This window comes from Enterobacter sp. Ap-1006 (assembly GCF_011752835.1).
GTDB lineage: Bacteria > Pseudomonadota > Gammaproteobacteria > Enterobacterales > Enterobacteriaceae > Cedecea.
This window is the reverse complement of record NZ_VWWU01000005.1, coordinates 77,174-96,486: the sequence shown is the minus strand read 5'-3', so window position 1 is coordinate 96,486 and position 19,313 is coordinate 77,174. Positions and strand designations below refer to the sequence as shown.

The following is a 19,313-nucleotide window of genomic DNA, read 5'->3' as shown; positions in this document are numbered from 1 at the left end:
CCATGTCACCATGGAGAGCTTAATTGGCAAACCTTACTCAGCTTCTGGCGCGGCTGGTGCTGCACCTTCTGCCGGAGACTGCTCGGTTGCTTCTTTAATGCTTAAACGGACGCGGCCCTGACGGTCAACTTCCAGTACTTTCACCGGAACTTCCTGACCCATCTGCAGATAGTCAGTCACTTTCTCTACGCGCTTGTCGGCGATTTGAGAGATGTGAACCAGACCTTCTTTACCGCCGCCGATAGCAACAAACGCACCGAAATCAACGATACGAGTGACTTTACCGTTATAGATACGGCCCACTTCGATTTCCGCGGTGATCTCTTCGATACGACGGATAGCGTGTTTCGCTTTGTCGCCGTCGGTCGCTGCGATTTTAACGGTACCGTCATCTTCGATTTCGATGGTGGTGCCGGTTTCTTCAGTCAGCGCACGAATCACAGCCCCACCCTTACCGATCACGTCTTTGATCTTGTCTGGGTTGATTTTAATGGTGTGAATACGTGGTGCGAACTCAGAAATATCGCCACGCGGTGCGTCGATAGCCTGCTCCATAACGCCCAGAATGTGCAGACGCGCACCCTTAGCCTGGTTCAGAGCCACCTGCATGATTTCGCGGGTGATACCTTCGATTTTGATATCCATCTGCAGCGCAGAGATACCTTCACGGCTACCGGCTACTTTGAAGTCCATGTCACCCAGGTGATCTTCGTCACCCAGAATGTCGGACAGAACAACAAAGTTGTCGCCTTCTTTCACCAGGCCCATCGCGATGCCCGCAACGGCGGCTTTGATTGGCACACCAGCGTCCATCAGTGCCAGAGATGCACCGCACACAGAGGCCATGGAAGAAGAACCGTTAGATTCGGTGATTTCAGAAACCACACGAACGGTGTACGGGAATTTGTCAGCTTCTGGCATAACGGCCAGAACGCCACGCTTCGCCAGACGGCCGTGACCAATTTCACGACGCTTAGGCGAACCTACCATCCCGGTCTCGCCTACGGAGTACGGAGGGAAGTTGTAGTGGAACAGGAAGCTGTCAGTGCGCTCGCCCATCAGCTCGTCCAGCGTCTGTGCGTCACGTGCAGTACCCAGCGTGGCGGTAACCAGCGCCTGAGTTTCACCACGAGTGAACAGTGCAGAACCGTGAGTGCGCGGCAGAACACCAGTACGCACGTCCAGACCACGAATCATGTCTTTTTCGCGGCCATCGATGCGCAGTTCACCAGCCAGGATGCGGCTACGAACAACGTTTTTCTCGATAGCGTGCAGAATGTCAGACAGTTCAGCGGCATCCAGAGATTCGTCTTCTGCGGTCAGCGTTGCGATAACGTCAGCTTTGATGACGTCAACCTGTGCATAACGCTCTTGCTTCTCAGTGATGCGGTAAGCATCGCTCAGACGGGATTCAGCCAGCGCGGCAACGCGCGCATTCAGCGCTTCGTTCACGGCCTCAGGCTGCCAGTCCCAACGTGGTTTGCCGGCTTCGGCAACCAGCGCGTTGATTTCTTTGATAACAACCTGCTGCTGATCGTGACCGAAGACAACGGCACCCAGCATCTGGTCTTCGCTCAGCAGTTCAGCTTCGGATTCAACCATCAGCACTGCGCTTTCGGTACCGGCAACAACCAGATCCAGCTTGCTGGTTTTCAGTTCTTCAGCGGTCGGGTTCAGCACGTACTGGTCATTGATGTAACCCACACGAGCGGCACCGATTGGGCCGTTAAACGGAATACCGGACAGGCTCAGTGCTGCAGAAGCACCGATCATGGCTACGATATCAGGGTGAACCTGCGGGTTAACGGAGACAACGGTGGCGATAACCTGCACTTCGTTGACGAAACCTTCAGGGAACAGCGGGCGAACCGGGCGGTCAATCAGACGCGCAATCAGGGTTTCACCTTCGCTTGGACGGCCTTCACGACGGAAGAAGCTACCTGGGATACGACCAGCAGCGTAGGTACGCTCCTGATAGTTAACGGTCAGCGGGAAGAAGTCCTGGCCTGGCTTGGCTTTTTTCTGGCCAACAACGGTAACGAATACCGCGGTGTCATCCATGCTTACCATTACAGCAGCGGTAGCCTGGCGAGCCATCATGCCGGTTTCAAGCGTGACCGTATGCTGGCCATACTGGAATTTACGAACGATCGGATTCAGCAAAATAAGATCCTTTAAAATGACGGGCAGCACGTGGCTTCACGCGCCGCCGTTGGTACCCGACCTTCATCGCATCCTCGCGACTAATGACAATCCTAACCCGCTCTGACGGGTAAAGCCTCTCATTAGCCGCGCGAACCTCTGCAATAAAGATCACACTCAGCAACAATACATTAGTTTCCATAGAATTGCTGCCGTCTGGTTGAAAAAAGGGGCCCTTACAGGCCCCTTTTTCTGAAACTCGCAAGAACTAGCGACGCAGACCCAGGCGCTCGATCAGGCCAGTGTAACGTGCTACATCTTTACGTTTCAGGTAGTCGAGCAGTTTACGACGCTGAGAAACCATACGCAGCAGACCACGACGGCTGTGGTGATCTTTTTTGTGCTCTGCAAAGTGACCCTGCAGGTGGTTAATCTGTGCAGTCAGCAGTGCAACCTGAACTTCGGTAGAACCGCTGTCGTTAGTACCACGACCAAACTCGGAAACGATTTTAGCTTTAGCTTCAACGCTTAGAGACATTTTCAACTCCAACATTATAGATAAATAAACAGGGTGCCGATCTCTAATTCAGCAACCCCAGTGCACGCCTGAGCCGTTTGTTAAACAATCGGCCAGCCGTTAAGCCGCGCTATTTTACCTGTAGCGCCCTTTTACCGCAAGGTAGCGGCAAAAGTCAGACGGGATATTCGACGACCAGACGACGCGGAGCAACCCGGCCCTCGCCATCGATTTCACCCATACCGATGAATTTCTTCTCTTCGCCTTCGGTGACGCGCACCAACCCTTCGGCCTGAACGCCTGCCACCCGAACTGGATTACCGTTTTTAAAGTAGACGGCAACTTCAGGCAGCAAATTCACCAGCGGGAAATCGGAGGCTGGGCTGTCCATCGGCATCAGCAGCGGATCCAGCATTTCCGCTGGCTCGCGCTCCTGTCGATGTGCCTGTTCTACCAGCTCATTAAGCTGCTCCAGAGTGACCATCCGCTCAATCGGATATTTACTTACAGCCAGACGACGCAGGAAGATAACATGCGCCCCACAGCCAAGTTTTTCACCGAGATCGTCAACGATTGTACGAATGTACGTTCCCTTAGAGCAATGGACTTCCAGCTCCAGTTCATCCCCTTCATGGCGAATAAACAACAGCTCGTACACCGTGATTGGGCGAGCTTCACGTTCAACCTCAATCCCCGCGCGCGCATATTCGTACAGGGGCTTACCCTGATGCTTAAGCGCAGAGTACATCGATGGAACCTGCTCGGTATCCCCGCGGAAGCTCTCCAGCGCGGCAGCAAGCTGCTCGGTGCTAAAGTTAACCGGGCGCTCCTGAACCACAATGCCGTCGGCATCTGACGTGTCCGTGCGCTGCCCAAGTTTGGCAATCACGCGATAACGTTTGTCGGAGTCCAGCAGGTACTGGGAGAACTTCGTCGCTTCACCAAGGCAAATCGGCAGCATACCGGTCGCCAGCGGATCCAGCGCCCCGGTATGACCCGCGCGGTTCGCGTTATAAAGACGTTTTACTTTTTGCAGTGCGTCGTTGGACGAAAGGCCCTGAGGCTTATCGAGCAACAGTACACCATGAATATCACGACCGCGACGACGAGGACGACTCATCAATCCTCCTTGCTGTCGTCCGTATTCACGCGACGCTCGTCATCATGACGGATGACATTGGAAACCAGGTTAGACATGCGCATCCCTTCAACCAGCGAGTTATCGTAGAAGAAGGTCAGCTCAGGCACGATGCGCAGACGCATTGCCTTGCCAACTAAAGTTCGGATATAGCCCGACGCGTCCTGCAGAACTTTGATGCCTTCTTTGATGGCATCTTCGTCTTTGTCGTTCAGGAAGGTCACAAATACTTTGGCATACGCCAGGTCACGGGAGACTTCGACCCCAGAAACGGTGGTCATCATGCCCAGACGCGGGTCTTTAATTTCACGCTGCAGGATAATGGCAATTTCTTTCTGCAATTCCTGAGAAACGCGCTGCGGGCGACCAAATTCTTTCGCCATAATAATTTCTCCAGACAAAACGGGGGGCACACGGCCCCCCTAAGATAGTTGATGCGGTACGGCTATCAGGAGATGGTACGCTTGATCTCGATAATTTCGAAGACTTCGATCATATCGCCCACGCGCACGTCGTTGTAGTTCTTAACGCCGATACCACATTCCATACCGTTACGGACTTCGCTTGCGTCATCTTTGAAGCGGCGCAGGGATTCCAGCTCGCCTTCATAGATAACCACGTTGTCGCGCAGTACGCGGATTGGGTTGTGACGTTTCACCACACCTTCGGTAACCATACAGCCAGCAATCGCGCCAAACTTCGGTGATTTGAAGACATCACGAACTTCAGCCAGGCCGATGATCTGCTGTTTCAGCTCTGGAGACAGCATACCGCTCATTGCCGCTTTCACTTCGTCGATCAGGTTATAGATAACGGAGTAGTAACGCAGATCCAGACTTTCTGCTTCAATCACGCGGCGCGCAGACGCATCAGCACGGACGTTGAAGCCAACCAGAATGGCGTTGGATGCTGCAGCCAGCGTTGCGTCAGTTTCGGTGATCCCACCCACGCCGGAACCGATGATTTTAACTTTAACTTCATCGGTAGACAGTTTCAGCAGGGAGTCGCTGATTGCTTCCACAGAACCCTGAACGTCTGCCTTCAGCACGATGTTCACTTCGGACACTTCGCCTTCGGTCATGTTGGCGAACATGTTTTCCAGTTTGGATTTCTGCTGACGAGCCAGTTTCACTTCACGGAATTTACCCTGACGATACAGAGCAACTTCACGAGCTTTCTTCTCGTCACGAACAACGGTCACTTCGTCACCAGCGGCAGGCACGCCGGACAGGCCGAGGATTTCAACTGGAATAGAAGGACCCGCTTCGGTCACTTCACGCCCCATCTCGTCACGCATCGCACGTACACGGCCGTATTCGAAGCCACACAGAACGATATCGCCTTTGTTCAGGGTACCTTCACGCACCAGAACGGTAGCAACCGGACCACGGCCTTTATCCAGGAAGGATTCGATGACCACGCCGCTTGCCATACCTTTACGGACGGCTTTCAGCTCCAGAACCTCGGCCTGCAGCAGGATTGCATCCAGCAGGTCGTCGATACCGGTACCGGCTTTTGCAGAAACGTGGATGAACTGGCTTTCGCCGCCCCACTCTTCCGGCATGATGCCATACTGGGACAGTTCGTTTTTAACGCGATCCGGATCCGCTTCTGGCTTATCGATTTTGTTCACCGCGACAACTACCGGTACCTGCGCCGCTTTTGCGTGCTGGATAGCTTCGATAGTCTGTGGCATCACGCCATCATCGGCAGCAACAACCAGAACAACGATATCCGTTGCCTGAGCACCACGAGCACGCATAGAAGTAAATGCTGCGTGACCTGGGGTATCCAGGAAGGTAACCATTCCGTTGTCGGTTTCTACGTGGTAAGCACCGATGTGCTGGGTAATACCACCCGCTTCGCCGGAGGCAACTTTAGTAGAACGGATGTAGTCCAGCAGAGAAGTTTTACCGTGGTCAACGTGACCCATGATGGTCACAACCGGTGCACGGGTTTCTGCCGCAGCGCCGGTGTCACGGTCGCTCATTACCGCTTCTTCCAGCTCGTTCTCACGACGCAGGATAACTTTGTGGCCCATCTCTTCAGCAACCAGCTGAGCGGTTTCTTGATCGATAACCTGGTTGATGGTCGCCATTGCGCCCAGCTTCATCATCGCTTTGATGACCTGAGAGCCTTTAACGGCCATTTTGTTAGCCAGTTCAGCAACGCTGATGGTTTCACCAATCACAACGTCACGGTTAACGGCCTGTGCTGGCTTGGTGAAGCCCTGCTGCAGGCTGCTTGGCTTACGCTTACCTTTGCCACCGCGAACGGCTGCACGAGCTTCTTCACGGTCAGCTTTAGACTCGCCGTGCTTACCGCCAGCTTTTTTCTGACGCGGCGCTTTAGCTGCAGTACGACCACGACCACGGCCGCCTTCAACTTCACGATCGTTTTCGTCTTCTGCCTGACGAGCGTGCTGGGAAGTGGTGACGTGATAGTCAGACTTGTCGTCTTCCACCTTCTCCTGCTCTTCCCAAACGCCAGCGTTAGCTTCAGCCATTTTACGGGCTTCTTCCGCCACGCGACGGGCATCTTCTTCGAGTTTGCGACGGGCTTCTTCTTCAGCTTTACGCTTCAGTTCAGCAGCTTCCGCTTCACGGCGAGCCTTCTCGGCGTGGGCGGCTTTCGTCATTTCATCAGTTTGTTGATTGCTCACTTTGTCTTTTTCCGCAGCTTCACGTTTCGCTTTATCAGCGGCTTCGCGCTTAGCTTGTTCTTCAGCTTCACGCTTAGCTTTATCTTGTGCCGCACGTTTGGCAGCTTCCTCTGCCTCACGCTGGGCTTGCTCTTCCGCTTCACGCTGCGCCTGTTCTTCCGCAGCAAGGCGTTCTGCCTCTTGCGGATCACGTTTCACAAAGGTGCGCTTCTTGCGGACTTCGATTTGTACCGATTTACTTTTCCCACCGGTACCTGGAATGTTTAAAGTACTGCGCGTTTTGCGCTGTAAAGTCAACTTGTCTGGGCCTGAACCATGTTCGTGGTTCAGGTGAGCCAGCAGCGTTTGTTTCTCTTGCGCCGAAACGGAGTCATCAGCAGACTTCGGGATCCCTGCATCAGCAAATTGCTGTACCAGGCGGTCCACGGAGGTCTGAATCTCTGCGGCCAGCGCTTTTACGGTTACATCTGTCATGCTGTTCCTTCCTGCTACAGTTTATTACGCTTCGCCGCCAAACCAGCAAATGTTACGCGCTGCCATGATCAACTCGCCGGCTTTCTCATCCGTTAAGCCTTCGATATCAGACAGGTCGTCAACACCTTGCTCGGCAAGGTCTTCCAGCGAGCTAACACCACGAGCAGCCAGTTTAAAGGCCAGCGGGCGATCCATCCCTTCGAGGTTCAGCAGATCCTCAGTAGGTTTTTTATCGCCAAGGCTCTCTTCTTGTGCAAGAGCCAGTGTGGTGAGCGCGTTTTTAGCGCGATCGCGTAATGCTTCCACGGTATCTTCATCAAGGCCGTCGATTTCCAGCAGCTCTTTCATTGGCACATAGGCCAGTTCTTCAAGCGTGGAGAAACCTTCTTCGACCAACACGGTGGCGAAATCCTCGTCAATATCGAGGTATTTGGTAAAGGTATCAATAGCCGCATGCGCTTCAGCCTGATGTTTAGCCTGCAGGTCATCAACGGTCATAACGTTGAGTTCCCAGCCGCTCAGCTGTGATGCCAGGCGAACGTTCTGACCGTTACGGCCAATGGCCTGTGCCAGGTTGCCTGCCTCTACCGCGATATCCATCGTATGTTTGTCTTCGTCGACAACAATGGATGCTACGTCGGCCGGTGCCATTGCGTTGATAACAAACTGCGCCGGGTTGTCGTCCCACAGCACGATATCAATACGCTCACCGCCTAACTCAGTAGAAACCGCCTGAACGCGCGCACCGCGCATACCAACGCAAGCACCGACCGGATCGATACGTTTGTCGTTTGTTTTCACGGCGATTTTGGCGCGAGAGCCAGGATCGCGTGCGGCGGCTTTAATTTCGATAACTTCTTCACCGATTTCCGGCACTTCAATGCGGAACAGTTCGATCAGCATTTCAGGTTTGGAACGGCTAACGAACAACTGCGCACCGCGAGCTTCAGGACGTACTGCGTAAAGCACGCCGCGAATGCGGTCGCCCGGGCGGAAGTTTTCACGTGGCAGCATATCTTCACGCAGAATCACAGCTTCAGCGTTGCCGGACATGCCTTCCGATTTCAGTTCAAGGGAGATATTGTCGCGGTTAACTTTTTTCACTACACCGGTAACAATCTCACCTTCCTGATCGCGGAACTGATCTACTACCATCGCACGTTCGGCTTCGCGAACCTTCTGCACGATAACCTGCTTCGCAGTTTGAGTGGTGATACGGTCAAAGGTGACGGACTCAATTTCGTCTTCAACATAATCGCCGAGGCCGAGAGCCGGATCTTCAAACTGAGCCGCTTCGAGAGTGATTTCACGCGTAGGTTGAGTGACTTCTTCAACGATAACCCAGCGGCGGAAGGTATCGAAATCACCGCTTTTGCGGTCGATCTCAACGCGAACGTCAATTTCTTGCTCGTATTTTTTCTTGGTCGCCGTTGCCAGCGCACTTTCCAGCGCTTCGAAAATCTTCTCACGCGGCAGCGCTTTTTCGTTGGAAACTGCTTCAACAACAGCCAAAATTTCTTTGTTCATCCTGGGTTTTCACCTCAATCCAAACTATTAAAAGTGGGGTACCAGGTTCGCTTTCTGGATGTTGCTCAGCGCGAACACTTCGTCTTTTCCTTCGACCGTTACCGTGATCATCTCACCGTCTACGGCTTTAATAATACCCTGCCATTTGCGGCGGTTTTGTACAGCCATACGCAATACAATGCTCACTTCTTCGCCGGTAAAACGAACGTAGTGTTCTGCGGTGAACATTGGGCGATCGAGGCCAGGTGAGGACACTTCCAGGTTATAGGCCACGGTGATGGGATCTTCGACATCCAGTACGGCACTGACCTGGTGACTGACATCAGCACAATCATCAACATTGATGCCATCTTCACTATCAATATAGATGCGCAGCGTAGACGTGCGGCCCCGAACAAATTCGATGCCTACAAGTTCATAGCCCAGTGCTTCGACCGGTGCTGAAATCATCTCTGTTAATTTTTGCTCTAATGTGGACAAGCCCACCCCCAAGACATAAAAAAAGGGCATATAGCCCAGTTATTCTAAAGTCAGATAACAAAAAACCCCGATAAATCGGGGCTTTATATAACTGAACCCTGTATGCCGCAACTGCGGCCCGGACACCGTCCAGGAGAATTTTTTTCTAAATTCTTCGCGAAGGCACCGAAACTGGTGTTCACAGTATATTTGAAAAAGAACTCTCAGGGAAAGTGGTTGCGGGGGCCGGATTTGAACCGACGACCTTCGGGTTATGAGCCCGACGAGCTACCAGGCTGCTCCACCCCGCGTCCGAAAACGTGGCAAATACTACGCCAGAATTGCATTAAATGCAAGAATTGCTAGGATTTGGTACCGAGGACGGGACTTGAACCCGTAAGCCCAATCGGGCACTACCACCTCAAGGTAGCGTGTCTACCAATTCCACCACCTCGGCACTCTTTGAACACGGTAACCTTCATGTCACCGCATTGAAGCTGACAAACTTACTGCGGGATATCGCTGCTCGGCTTGGTAGGTGCCGCTGGCGCAGTCTGCTCAGTTTGTGCTGGCTGACTTAAATTTTCCCACTCGCTTCCTTTACTGGTTTTGTTGGTGCTGAGGTTACCCAGAACCAGGCTCAGAATAAAGAACAACGTTGCGAGCACACCGGTCATGCGGGTCATGAAGTTACCAGAACCACTTGAACCGAATAACGTAGCGGAAGCGCCTGCTCCGAAGGAGGCTCCCATATCAGCGCCTTTACCTTGCTGCAGCATGATAAGACCTACAAGGCCCAACGCTACAATAAGGAAAACAACCAAAAGAGCTTCGTACATAATCAACCTGTTCCTTGCGGGGTTACCGCACGCCAATTGCTTCAAACCAGTTAAGCGGATACGTTTGTCATTACCCACTGAAGCGGGTGAGAATACTAACCAAAGCCAGACTGGTGCGCAAGGGCAATTTATTAACAATGCACTGACTGCGGAAAAAAACAGCAAACAAGCGATTTCCACCAAAGAAACAGGCGGCAACTGCCGCCTTTTCAATCAGTTTGCGAAGAAAAAATATTAAACGGCCTTCACTGCGTCTGCGATCTGATGAGCAAACGCGGTAACCTGAGCTTCATCTTCACCCTCGACCATCACGCGAATGAGTGGCTCCGTTCCGGATTTACGCAGCAACACCCGGCCACGGCTGCCCAATGCAGCTTCCACTTCAGCCGTAACGCGCTTGACCTCTTCGTTTTCAAGCGGATCGCCGCTGCCTGCGGTAAAGCGAACGTTAACCAGAATCTGCGGGAACAATTTCATTCCGCTGCAGAGATCGTGCAGGCTCATATGGTTACGAACCATTGCGGTAAGCACTTGCAAACCTGCGACTATGCCGTCACCGGTGGTGGTTTGGTCCAGCAGAATGACGTGACCGGAGTTTTCAGCCCCAATTCGCCAGCCTTTCTCCTGCAGTTTTTCCAGAACATAGCGGTCGCCAACTTTCGCGCGGGCAAAAGGAATACCCAACTGCTTCAGCGCGACTTCAAGTCCCATATTACTCATTAGCGTACCCACGGCACCGCCGCGAAGCTGCCCCTGACGTAATCCTTCCCGGGCAACGATATAAAGGATCTGATCGCCATCGACTTTAAGTCCCTGGTTATCCACCATAATTACCCGGTCGCCGTCGCCGTCAAACGCGATGCCGAGATCGGCTTTTTCCGCCAGCACGCGCTCTTGCAGCATACGCACATCGGTCGCACCGCATTTTTCATTAATATTCACCCCATCCGGCTCACAGCCGATGGCAATGACTTTTGCACCCAGTTCACGCAATACATTCGGGGCAATGTGGTAAGTCGCGCCGTTGGCGCAGTCTACGACGATTTTAAGGCCATTAAGGCTCAGTTCGTTCGGGAACGTGCCTTTGCAGAATTCAATATACCGCCCTGCTGCATCGACAATACGGCTGGCTTTACCCAACTCCGCCGAATCCACGCAGGTGATCTCTTTTTCCATCTCCGCTTCAATAGCTTCTTCGACCTCATCCGGCAGTTTAGTCCCGTCGATCGAGAAGAATTTTATACCGTTGTCATAGAACGGGTTGTGTGAGGCGGAGATAACAATCCCGGCTTCAGCGCGGAATGTACGAGTTAAATAAGCAACCGCAGGCGTAGGCATTGGACCAGTAAACGAAGCAGACAACCCGGCTGCAGCCAGGCCTGCTTCCAGTGCAGATTCCAGCATGTAGCCGGAAATACGCGTGTCCTTACCGATAATAATCTTACGCGAACCATGACGAGCCAGGACTTTACCCGCAGCCCAGCCAAGCTTCAGAACAAAATCAGGGGTAATAGGTGCATCGCCCACGCGACCACGGATACCATCGGTGCCAAAATATTTACGGTTACTCATAGTATTTGTTTTCCTTCACTGAAAGCGTAGCTTCGACCACGCGCATAGCTTCAACAGTCTCTTTTACGTCATGAACGCGAAGAATTTGAGCCCCCTGCATCGCAGCAATCACCGCGCAGGCAAGGCTACCGCTCAGGCGCTGATCCGGGCCAACATTAAGCAGTTGCCCGACCATCGATTTACGGGACATTCCTACCAACAGCGGCATACCGTAGTGATGAAATTCCGAAAGGCGAGCCAATAACTGATAATTGTGGGAGAGATTCTTACCGAAACCAAAGCCCGGGTCGAGCAGCAATTTATCTTTTGAAATCCCTGCGGCTTCGCAGCGGGCAATGTGCTCCACAAAAAAGCGATTCACATCGACAAATACGTCATCGTACTGTGGTGCCTGTTGCATCGTTTTCGGTTGGCCCTGCATATGCATCAGGCAAACAGGGAGCCCCGTTTCCGCTGCGGCAGCTAGCGCACCTGGTTCCGTTAAGGAACGAATATCGTTGATAAGATGCGCCCCTACTCGTGCAGATTCGCGAATAACTTCGGCTTTTGATGTATCCACTGAGACCCAGACTTCAAACCGTTGAGCGATCGCTTCGACCACCGGAATAACGCGCTCAAGTTCTTCTTCTGTGCTCACCTCTGCCGCGCCAGGCCGGGTTGACTCTCCGCCAACGTCGATGATTGTCGCCCCGGCATTGATCATCGCATTTGCATGCTTGAGGGCCTCAACCAGGGAGTTGTGCTGACCACCGTCGGAAAAGGAGTCCGGCGTGACGTTTAAAATCCCCATGACGTGAGGATGCGAGAGATCCAGCGTGGAGCCTTGCGCGGTGAGTTTCATTCTTCTTCCTTTGCGTTCGTCTTAGGCTGTACAAAAACAAAAACCCCGGGGCAGGCCCGGGGTTTATAGATTACTGCAAAAACATCTGCGCGAGCGTCTTATTTGTCGCCCAGTTGCTCAGACATCGTGTTGCCCGGATTTGGCGTACGTGGTTCATCAACCGGACGTGGCGCATTCGGGGTACCGTTGTTGTCAGAGTTATTGTTGTTTTTGCTCGCATCTTCCCATCCTGCTGGCGGGCGAACTTCACGGCGCGCCATCAGGTCGTCAATCTGCGGGGCATCGATGGTTTCATACTTCATCAATGCGTCTTTCATGGTGTGCAGAATATCCATGTTTTCATTCAGCAACTGGCGTGCACGAGCATAGTTGCGTTCAATCAGGGATTTAACTTCCTGATCGATGATACGCGCAGTCTCATCAGACATATGCTTCGCTTTTGCCACTGAACGGCCCAGGAATACTTCACCGTCTTCTTCCGCATACAGCAGCGGGCCAAGTTTGTCGGAGAAGCCCCACTGGGTCACCATGTTACGAGCCAGGTTAGTCGCCACTTTAATGTCGTTCGACGCACCGGTAGAAACATGTTCTGCCCCGTAGATAATCTCTTCAGCCAGACGGCCGCCATACAGCGTGGAAATCTGACTTTCCAGTTTCTGACGGCTGGCGCTAATTGCGTCGCCTTCAGGCAGGAAGAAGGTCACACCCAGCGCGCGGCCACGAGGGATAATCGTCACCTTATGGACCGGATCGTGCTCCGGTACCAGGCGACCGATAATCGCATGGCCTGCTTCGTGATAAGCAGTCGATTCTTTCTGCGCTTCCGTCATCACCATGGAGCGGCGTTCTGCCCCCATCATGATTTTGTCTTTCGCTTTCTCGAATTCAACCATAGACACCACACGCTTGTTACCGCGAGCAGCAAACAGCGCAGCTTCGTTTACCAGGTTAGCCAAATCGGCACCGGAGAAGCCAGGTGTACCACGAGCGATAATCGCGGCATCGATGTCCGGTGCAAGCGGTACGCGACGCATATGAACTTTCAAGATTTGCTCACGGCCACGAACATCTGGCAGACCGACGACAACCTGACGGTCGAAACGACCAGGACGCAGCAGCGCAGGGTCAAGCACGTCAGGACGGTTAGTTGCCGCAATAACGATGATCCCTTCGTTACCTTCAAAGCCATCCATTTCAACCAGCATCTGGTTCAGGGTTTGTTCACGTTCGTCGTGACCGCCACCCAAGCCAGCGCCACGCTGACGACCTACGGCATCGATTTCATCGATGAAGATAATACAAGGTGCCGCTTTTTTGGCCTGTTCGAACATGTCACGCACACGGGATGCACCAACACCAACGAACATTTCAACAAAGTCAGAACCGGAAATTGTGAAGAACGGTACTTTCGCTTCGCCAGCAATCGCTTTTGCCAGCAGCGTTTTACCCGTACCCGGAGGGCCGACCATCAGGACGCCTTTCGGGATTTTACCGCCCAGTTTCTGGAAGCGGCTCGGCTCACGGAGGTATTCAACCAGCTCACCCACCTCTTCTTTCGCTTCATCACAGCCAGCGACGTCAGCAAAGGTGGTTTTGATTTGGTCTTCCGTTAGCATGCGCGCCTTGCTCTTACCGAACGACATGGCACCTTTGCCACCGCCGCCCTGCATTTGACGCATAAAGAAGATCCAGACCCCAATCAGCAGCAGCATTGGGAACCAGGAAATGAAGATAGTTGCCAGCAGACTCTGCTCTTCAGGCGGTTCGCCCACAACTTTCACGTTCTTGGTAATCAGATTATCAAGCAGCTTGGGATCATTAACGGGGATGTAAGTCGTGTATCGGTTACTATCTTTCTTGGTAACGTTGATTTCACGTCCGTTGATGCGCGCTTCGCGAACCTGGTCCTGATTAACTTCAGACAGGAAAGTGGAGTAATCCACCCTACGGCCATTTGACTCGCTGGGCCCAAAGCTCTGGAATACAGACATTAGCACAACGGCAATGACCAGCCAGAGTATTAGGTTTTTCGCCATGTCACTCAAGGGATTAACCTCATATTACAACTGTGTTAACAAACAGCGTCAGGGTACTATAGTTTGCGCCCGGTCGCTACAATGTACACTTCACGTGAGCGGGCACGAGAAGAGTCCGGTTTACGAACTTTAACCGTCGTAAACAGGGAGCGAATTTCTCGCAGGTATTCATCGAAACCTTCGCCCTGAAACACTTTCACTACAAAACTACCACCCGGCGCCAGCACGTCCCGACACATTTCCAGTGCCAGTTCAACCAAGTACATAGCGCGGGGAATATCGACTGCCGGTGTCCCGCTCATGTTTGGCGCCATATCTGACATGACAACCTGCACTTTACTGTCACCAACACGTTCCAGCAGGGCCTTGACGACTAATTCATCACGAAAATCGCCCTGAAGGAAGTCCACACCAACGATAGGATCCATTGGTAAAAGATCGCAAGCGATGATTCGCCCCTGATTCCCGATTTGCGTCACGACATATTGTGACCACCCGCCGGGTGCAGCACCAAGATCAACAATAGTCATTCCTGGCTTAAAAAGTTTGTCACTTTGCTGTATTTCATCAAGTTTAAACCAGGCACGGGACCGCAACCCCTTTTTCTGTGCCTGTTGAACATATTTATCGCTAAAGTGTTCCTGCAGCCAGCGACTGGAGCTGGCAGAACGCTTCTTACCTGTCATCTCAATATCCAACTTTGTTCATCGTGAATAGCAGGCTAACTAACAATCAGCACAGCCGATTTGGCGATACACTGGAGATGGCGGTAGAATGAACCGTTTTCAATCCCAACGTAAGCAAAAAATACGATGAATCTGAGTACTAAACAAAAACAGCACCTAAAAGGTCTGGCCCATCCGCTCAAGCCGGTGGTTATGCTTGGCAATAATGGTTTGACCGAAGGGGTACTGGCCGAGATTGAACAAGCGCTTGAGCACCATGAATTAATCAAGGTGAAGATCGCAACGGAAGATCGCGAAACCAAAACCTTAATTGTGGATGCCATCGTGCGGGAAACCGGCGCCTGTAATGTACAGGTCATCGGTAAAACGCTGGTGCTCTACCGCCCTTCTAAAGAGCGTAAGATTTCTCTGCCGAAATAAGCAGAGGTGTGCAAAATGCCACGCTATGTTCGTTGATAAAAGGCCGCTATGCGGCCTTTTTCTTTTCTTTACAATACGCCAACCCTTTAGCCAGCGTAGTAAAAATTACAAATATTCTACTTTTAAGATTTCGAATTCGACATCACCGCCCGGCGTGCGAATTACGACAACATCGTCGCATTCCTTGCCCACAAGACCGCGAGCAATAGGCGAGTTTACAGAAATAAGATTCTTTTTAAAATCAGCCTCATCGTCGCCAACGATGCGATAAGTAAGCTCTTCATCACTGTCCAGGTTCAATACTGTTACGGTAGTACCAAAGATCACACGGCCGTTATTTGGCATTCTTGTGACGTCGATCACCTGAGCATTAGAAAGCTTCGCTTCGATATCCTGGATGCGGCCTTCGCAAAAGCCCTGCTGCTCACGCGCGGCATGATATTCAGCGTTTTCTTTCAGATCGCCATGCTCGCGAGCTTCAGCAATCGCAGCAATGATTTCAGGGCGACGAACGGACTTCAGGAAATCCAGTTCTTCGCGGAGTTGTTCAGCGCCACGTAAGGTCATTGGAATAGGTTGCATTTGTTATACCTCTTAAAATCAGTCCTCTGCAGCAGGGTAAACACCGTGCTGGCTTAAGAGCATGGCCGGTAACGCAAGTCTCTCCGGCAACAAATAAAAGAAAACCAACCCGGGGTGATGACTCCAGGTCAGTAACAGTTTTCAAATTGACCGGTATTTTACCCTGGAGTTCCCTGAGGGTCATCGTTTACTTTGCACCATAATGCACCGTAGTATGGCGGTCACGTTTCCAGGCCGTTACCGCGAGATTATGCGATTTTTGAGATTTGTCATTGGGTTGACCGCTGCCGTAGCCATCAATGTTCAGGCTGCGAACGTTGAAGAGTACACCTCCCAGTTGCCTGACGGGGCGAACCTGGCGCTGATGGTACAAAAAGTCGGTGCGACAAGCCCGTTCATTGATTATCACAGCCAACAAATGGCTCTGCCTGCCAGTACGCAGAAAGTGATTACGGCGCTAGCGGCGCTCCTTCAGTTGGGCCCGGATTTTCGTTTTACCACCACGCTGGAAAGCCGTGCTCAAATCGATAATGGCGTACTTAACGGCGATCTTATCGCTCGTTTCGGCGGGGATCCTACGCTAAAGCGTCAGGATATTCGCAACATGGTTGCCGAATTAAAAAAAGCGGGCGTCCAACAGATTAAGGGCAACGTGCTGGTCGACACGTCTATTTTCGCCAGCCACGATAAAGCACCGGGCTGGCCGTGGAACGACATGACACAGTGCTTCAGCGCACCACCCGCCGCCGCCATCGTGGACCGTAACTGCTTCTCTATTTCCTTATACAGCGCCCCAAAAGCTGACGATTTAGCCTATATCCGCATTGCTTCGTACTATCCGGTCGTGATGTTTAGTCAGGTCAGAACGCTGGCCAAAGGTTCTCCTGACGCCCAATACTGCGAACTGGATGTTGTCCCGGGCGATCTCAACCGCTATACGCTTACCGGCTGCCTTACACAACGCGCCGATCCGCTGCCCTTAGCCTTTGCCATTCAGGATGGTGCAAGCTATGCAGGTGCCATCATTAAAGATGAACTGAAGCAGGCAGGGATCAGCTATAGCGGAACACTGCTGCGCCAGACTCAACCCAACGAACCGGGCACGGTGATAGCCAGCAAACAGTCAGCCCCGTTGCATGACCTGCTTAAAATCATGCTCAAGAAATCCGATAACATGATTGCCGATACCGTATTCAGGACCATCGGACATAACCGGCTGGGAGTTCCTGGCACCTGGCGGGCAGGTGCTGATGCTGTACGCCAGATATTGCGCCAAAAAGCAGGCGTAGATTTGGGGAACAGTATTGTCGTCGATGGTTCAGGCCTTTCGCGTCATAACCTGATTTCACCGGCCACAATGATGCAGGTGCTGCAATACATCGCGCAGAACGATAATCAGCTAAACTTTATCTCTATGCTGCCGCTCGCGGGCTACGATGGCTCTCTGCAGTATCGTGCCGGCCTACATCAGGCAGGCGTGGATGGGAAAGTGTCGGCGAAAACGGGTTCGTTACAGGGTGTTTATAATCTGGCTGGCTTCATTACCACGGCAAGCGGGCAGCGCATGGCCTTTGTGCAGTATCTCTCTGGTTATGCCGTTGAACCAGCGGACCAGCGTAATCGCCGCATCCCGTTAGTGCGCTTCGAAAGCCGGCTTTACAAAGACATTTACCAGAATAACTAGTTATGAAACTGCTTATTGTTGAAGACGATTTACTGTTACAGGAAGGTCTTGCGCTGGCATTAGGTGGGGAAGGCTACGCGCTGGACTGCGCCGCGACGGCTGCGGAGGCTGATGCCTTGCTGCAAAGCGGTGAATACAGCCTGATTATTCTCGACCTGGGGCTCCCGGACAAAGACGGTGCCACGCTGTTGAGTCAATGGCGTCGGCGTGGGGTAAAAAATCCGGTGCTTATCCTGACGGCTCGTGACGCACTTGAAGACAGAGTAAATGGTCTGGACTCCGGCGCGGATGATTATCTGGTTAAGCCTTTTGCGCTTGCAGAATTGCAGGCGCGTGCGAGAGCGCTGATCCGTCGCTACCAGGGACACAGCGACAATCTGCTTCAGGAAGACGATTTAACCCTCAACTTACAGACTCAGCAGGTGCTACTTGCCAATCAGGCCGTAGAAATTACGCCCAAAGAGTTCGCTCTTCTGACACGCCTGATGATGCGAATCGGCCAGACGGTCCACCGTGAAACGCTACAGCAGGATATTTACAGCTGGCAGGACGATCCTGGCTCCAACACCCTTGAAGTGCACATTCACAACCTACGCCGAAAATTAGGCAAAGACAGAATCAAAACCGTGCGCGGCGTTGGCTACCGGCTGGAAAGCCGCTCATGAGCAGCATGCGCCGGCGCCTGATGATCCTGCTGGCGCTTATTCTTCTTTTCTTCCAGTTGATTAGCGTTGTCTGGCTGTGGCATGAAAGCCGTGAGCAGATTGGTTTTTTGGTGAGTGAAACGCTCTCCGCAAAAGCCCGAAACCAGCAGGTCGAAAAAGAGATTCGTGAAGCGATTGCTTCCCTGTTGGTGCCTTCTCTGGTCATGGTTGCCTTTACGCTGTTTTTCTCTTTCTGGGCAATTACCTGGATAACCCGCCCGCTGAATCAGCTGCGTTCAAGCCTGGCTAACCGCTCAGCCGACAACCTCACTCCCCTGCCTATGTTTTCCGACATGGACGAAATGGTGGCCGTAACCAATTCCCTCAACCAGCTGCTTGGCCGGCTGGATCATACGATTCAACAGGAGCGCTTATTCACTGCCGATGCGGCCCATGAACTGAGAACACCGCTTGCTGGCCTCAGGTTACATCTGGAATTGATGGTAAAAAATGGGGTAGCGCAGGCCCCGATGCTGCTAACACGTATCGATCAGCTTATGCATACCATTGAACAGCTCCTGATGCTTTCGCGCGCCGGGCAAGCTCTGGCCAGCGGGCATTACAATACGCTGGTCTGGAGTGACGACATCATTGCGCCGCTTAAAATGGAAATGGAAGAGTTGGCGGCACAGCGCTCGCAAAAGCTAATCTGGCCTGCAGCATCCGCTCTGACCGTGCAAGGTGATGCCGTGCTGCTGCGTTTAATGTTGCGTAACCTGCTGGAAAATGCCTCCCGCTATAGCCCGGAAAAAGGCGAAATTCATGTGACATTGACGGGAAAAGAGGGTGGAACGCTCTTGAGCGTGGCCGACAGTGGCCCGGGCATTAAAAACGAATATCTTCAACAAATCACCGAGCCCTTCAGGCGTATGGATCAACGCTATGGCGGTAGCGGACTGGGTCTGAACATTGTGCAGCGGATTGTTCAACTTCACCATGGCCGCCTGGCGTTGGGCAATCGTGCGGAGGGCGGCTTGCAGGCTGACTGCTGGCTTCCGAACAACATCCAATAAAAAAGGCCGGGAGCACC

The 19,313-nt window shown here is 52.6% G+C and carries 18 protein-coding genes and 2 tRNA genes; 5 read left to right on the top strand and 15 right to left on the bottom strand.

Annotated features, from left to right (window positions below; all coding sequences use genetic code 11):
* Positions 1–33: 33 nt before the first annotated feature.
* The 10 genes from pnp to secG all read right to left on the bottom strand — a co-directional run bounded on the left by pnp (position 34) and on the right by secG (position 9,758).
* Entirely contained in the window at positions 34–2,163 is a 2,130-nt protein-coding gene (gene pnp, locus F3J28_RS16315) for a polyribonucleotide nucleotidyltransferase (protein WP_008454773.1), read from the bottom strand.
* 247 nt (positions 2,164–2,410) lie between these two features.
* A complete protein-coding gene (gene rpsO, locus F3J28_RS16310; RefSeq protein WP_008454776.1) occupies positions 2,411–2,680 on the bottom strand; it encodes a 30S ribosomal protein S15 in 270 nt (89 codons plus the stop codon).
* Positions 2,681–2,834: 154 nt separating this feature from the next.
* A complete protein-coding gene (truB, locus tag F3J28_RS16305; RefSeq protein ID WP_008454781.1) occupies positions 2,835–3,779 on the bottom strand; it encodes a tRNA pseudouridine(55) synthase TruB in 945 nt (314 codons plus the stop codon).
* Positions 3,779–4,180: a 30S ribosome-binding factor RbfA gene (rbfA, locus tag F3J28_RS16300; RefSeq protein ID WP_008454782.1), complete on the bottom strand. Its 402-nt coding sequence runs from the start codon at positions 4,178–4,180 to the stop codon at positions 3,779–3,781. Before rbfA ends, truB begins: the two co-directional genes overlap by 1 nt.
* Positions 4,181–4,245: 65 nt before the next feature.
* Positions 4,246–6,933: a translation initiation factor IF-2 gene (infB, locus tag F3J28_RS16295; RefSeq protein ID WP_166877795.1), complete on the bottom strand. Its 2,688-nt coding sequence runs from the start codon at positions 6,931–6,933 to the stop codon at positions 4,246–4,248.
* Positions 6,934–6,957: 24 nt separating this feature from the next.
* The gene (gene nusA / locus F3J28_RS16290) at positions 6,958–8,460 is read right to left on the bottom strand and encodes a transcription termination factor NusA (protein WP_008454785.1); all 1,503 of its coding nucleotides are present in this window, start codon (positions 8,458–8,460) and stop codon (positions 6,958–6,960) included.
* A 27-nt stretch (positions 8,461–8,487) separates the two neighbouring features.
* Positions 8,488–8,940, bottom strand: coding sequence for a ribosome maturation factor RimP (rimP, locus tag F3J28_RS16285; RefSeq protein ID WP_008454786.1), 453 nt, complete (start codon positions 8,938–8,940; stop codon positions 8,488–8,490).
* A gap of 213 nt (positions 8,941–9,153) precedes the next feature.
* Positions 9,154–9,230 (bottom strand) — tRNA-Met (locus F3J28_RS16280).
* A 59-nt stretch (positions 9,231–9,289) separates the two neighbouring features.
* Positions 9,290–9,376: transfer RNA gene (locus F3J28_RS16275), tRNA-Leu, on the bottom strand.
* A 49-nt stretch (positions 9,377–9,425) separates the two neighbouring features.
* A complete protein-coding gene (gene secG, locus F3J28_RS16270; RefSeq protein ID WP_038478508.1) occupies positions 9,426–9,758 on the bottom strand; it encodes a preprotein translocase subunit SecG in 333 nt (110 codons plus the stop codon).
* 64 nt (positions 9,759–9,822) lie between these two features.
* Between secG and F3J28_RS16265 the strand changes: the two genes are divergently transcribed.
* Complete coding sequence (locus tag F3J28_RS16265; protein ID WP_166877791.1) at positions 9,823–9,996, top strand: hypothetical protein; 174 nt, start codon at positions 9,823–9,825, stop codon at positions 9,994–9,996.
* On the opposite strand, the gene glmM is transcribed toward F3J28_RS16265, so the two are convergent.
* From glmM to rlmE, 4 genes are all read right to left on the bottom strand, one after another.
* Positions 9,993–11,330: a phosphoglucosamine mutase gene (gene glmM, locus F3J28_RS16260; protein WP_008454789.1), complete on the bottom strand. Its 1,338-nt coding sequence runs from the start codon at positions 11,328–11,330 to the stop codon at positions 9,993–9,995. The two genes, F3J28_RS16265 and glmM, sit on opposite strands and share 4 nt — an antisense overlap.
* Positions 11,323–12,171, bottom strand: a complete 849-nt coding sequence (gene folP / locus F3J28_RS16255) for a dihydropteroate synthase (protein ID WP_166877787.1) — start codon at positions 12,169–12,171, stop codon at positions 11,323–11,325. The genes glmM and folP overlap by 8 nt, the downstream gene beginning before the upstream one ends.
* A 98-nt stretch (positions 12,172–12,269) precedes the next feature.
* A complete protein-coding gene (gene ftsH, locus F3J28_RS16250; RefSeq protein ID WP_166877784.1) occupies positions 12,270–14,207 on the bottom strand; it encodes an ATP-dependent zinc metalloprotease FtsH in 1,938 nt (645 codons plus the stop codon).
* Positions 14,208–14,263: 56 nt separating this feature from the next.
* Positions 14,264–14,893, bottom strand: a complete 630-nt coding sequence (gene rlmE / locus F3J28_RS16245) for a 23S rRNA (uridine(2552)-2'-O)-methyltransferase RlmE (protein ID WP_008454794.1) — start codon at positions 14,891–14,893, stop codon at positions 14,264–14,266.
* 126 nt (positions 14,894–15,019) lie between these two features.
* On the opposite strand from rlmE, the gene yhbY reads away from it, so the two are divergent.
* Positions 15,020–15,313, top strand: a complete 294-nt coding sequence (yhbY, locus tag F3J28_RS16240) for a ribosome assembly RNA-binding protein YhbY (protein WP_008454796.1) — start codon at positions 15,020–15,022, stop codon at positions 15,311–15,313.
* Positions 15,314–15,418: 105 nt separating this feature from the next.
* Here yhbY and greA read toward each other — a convergent pair whose 3' ends face one another.
* Positions 15,419–15,895 (bottom strand): transcription elongation factor GreA, encoded by a 477-nt coding sequence (gene greA, locus F3J28_RS16235; RefSeq protein ID WP_008454799.1) that lies wholly within the window; start codon positions 15,893–15,895, stop codon positions 15,419–15,421.
* 250 nt (positions 15,896–16,145) lie between these two features.
* Between greA and dacB the strand changes: the two genes are divergently transcribed.
* The 3 genes from dacB to pmrB are packed head-to-tail and all read left to right on the top strand — an operon-like array spanning position 16,146 to position 19,296.
* Positions 16,146–17,579 carry a serine-type D-Ala-D-Ala carboxypeptidase gene (dacB, locus tag F3J28_RS16230; RefSeq protein WP_039305873.1) on the top strand — a complete coding sequence of 478 codons (1,434 nt, stop codon included), beginning with the start codon at positions 16,146–16,148 and terminating at the stop codon, positions 17,577–17,579.
* 2 nt (positions 17,580–17,581) lie between these two features.
* Positions 17,582–18,244 carry a two-component system response regulator PmrA gene (pmrA, locus tag F3J28_RS16225; protein WP_008454804.1) on the top strand — a complete coding sequence of 221 codons (663 nt, stop codon included), beginning with the start codon at positions 17,582–17,584 and terminating at the stop codon, positions 18,242–18,244.
* Positions 18,241–19,296, top strand: a complete 1,056-nt coding sequence (gene pmrB / locus F3J28_RS16220; protein ID WP_166877781.1) for a two-component system sensor histidine kinase PmrB — start codon at positions 18,241–18,243, stop codon at positions 19,294–19,296. Before pmrA ends, pmrB begins: the two co-directional genes overlap by 4 nt.
* Positions 19,297–19,313: the final 17 nt, after the last annotated feature.

Excerpts from the sequence above, each read along its gene's own strand:
- rpsO (WP_008454776.1), bottom strand. The coding sequence starts at position 2,680 with ATGTCTCTAAGCGTTGAAGCTAAAGCTAAAATCGTTTCCGAGTTTGGT.
- truB (WP_008454781.1), bottom strand. The coding sequence starts at position 3,779 with ATGAGTCGTCCTCGTCGTCGCGGTCGTGATATTCATGGTGTACTGTTG.
- rbfA (WP_008454782.1), bottom strand. The coding sequence starts at position 4,180 with ATGGCGAAAGAATTTGGTCGCCCGCAGCGCGTTTCTCAGGAATTGCAG.
- infB (WP_166877795.1), bottom strand. The coding sequence starts at position 6,933 with ATGACAGATGTAACCGTAAAAGCGCTGGCCGCAGAGATTCAGACCTCC.
- nusA (WP_008454785.1), bottom strand. The coding sequence starts at position 8,460 with ATGAACAAAGAAATTTTGGCTGTTGTTGAAGCAGTTTCCAACGAAAAA.
- secG (WP_038478508.1), bottom strand. The coding sequence starts at position 9,758 with ATGTACGAAGCTCTTTTGGTTGTTTTCCTTATTGTAGCGTTGGGCCTT.
- glmM (WP_008454789.1), bottom strand. The coding sequence starts at position 11,330 with ATGAGTAACCGTAAATATTTTGGCACCGATGGTATCCGTGGTCGCGTG.
- folP (WP_166877787.1), bottom strand. The coding sequence starts at position 12,171 with ATGAAACTCACCGCGCAAGGCTCCACGCTGGATCTCTCGCATCCTCAC.
- ftsH (WP_166877784.1), bottom strand. The coding sequence starts at position 14,207 with ATGGCGAAAAACCTAATACTCTGGCTGGTCATTGCCGTTGTGCTAATG.
- rlmE (WP_008454794.1), bottom strand. The coding sequence starts at position 14,893 with ATGACAGGTAAGAAGCGTTCTGCCAGCTCCAGTCGCTGGCTGCAGGAA.
- yhbY (WP_008454796.1), top strand. The coding sequence starts at position 15,020 with ATGAATCTGAGTACTAAACAAAAACAGCACCTAAAAGGTCTGGCCCAT.
- greA (WP_008454799.1), bottom strand. The coding sequence starts at position 15,895 with ATGCAACCTATTCCAATGACCTTACGTGGCGCTGAACAACTCCGCGAA.
- dacB (WP_039305873.1), top strand. The coding sequence starts at position 16,146 with ATGCGATTTTTGAGATTTGTCATTGGGTTGACCGCTGCCGTAGCCATC.
- pmrA (WP_008454804.1), top strand. The coding sequence starts at position 17,582 with ATGAAACTGCTTATTGTTGAAGACGATTTACTGTTACAGGAAGGTCTT.
- pmrB (WP_166877781.1), top strand. The coding sequence starts at position 18,241 with ATGAGCAGCATGCGCCGGCGCCTGATGATCCTGCTGGCGCTTATTCTT.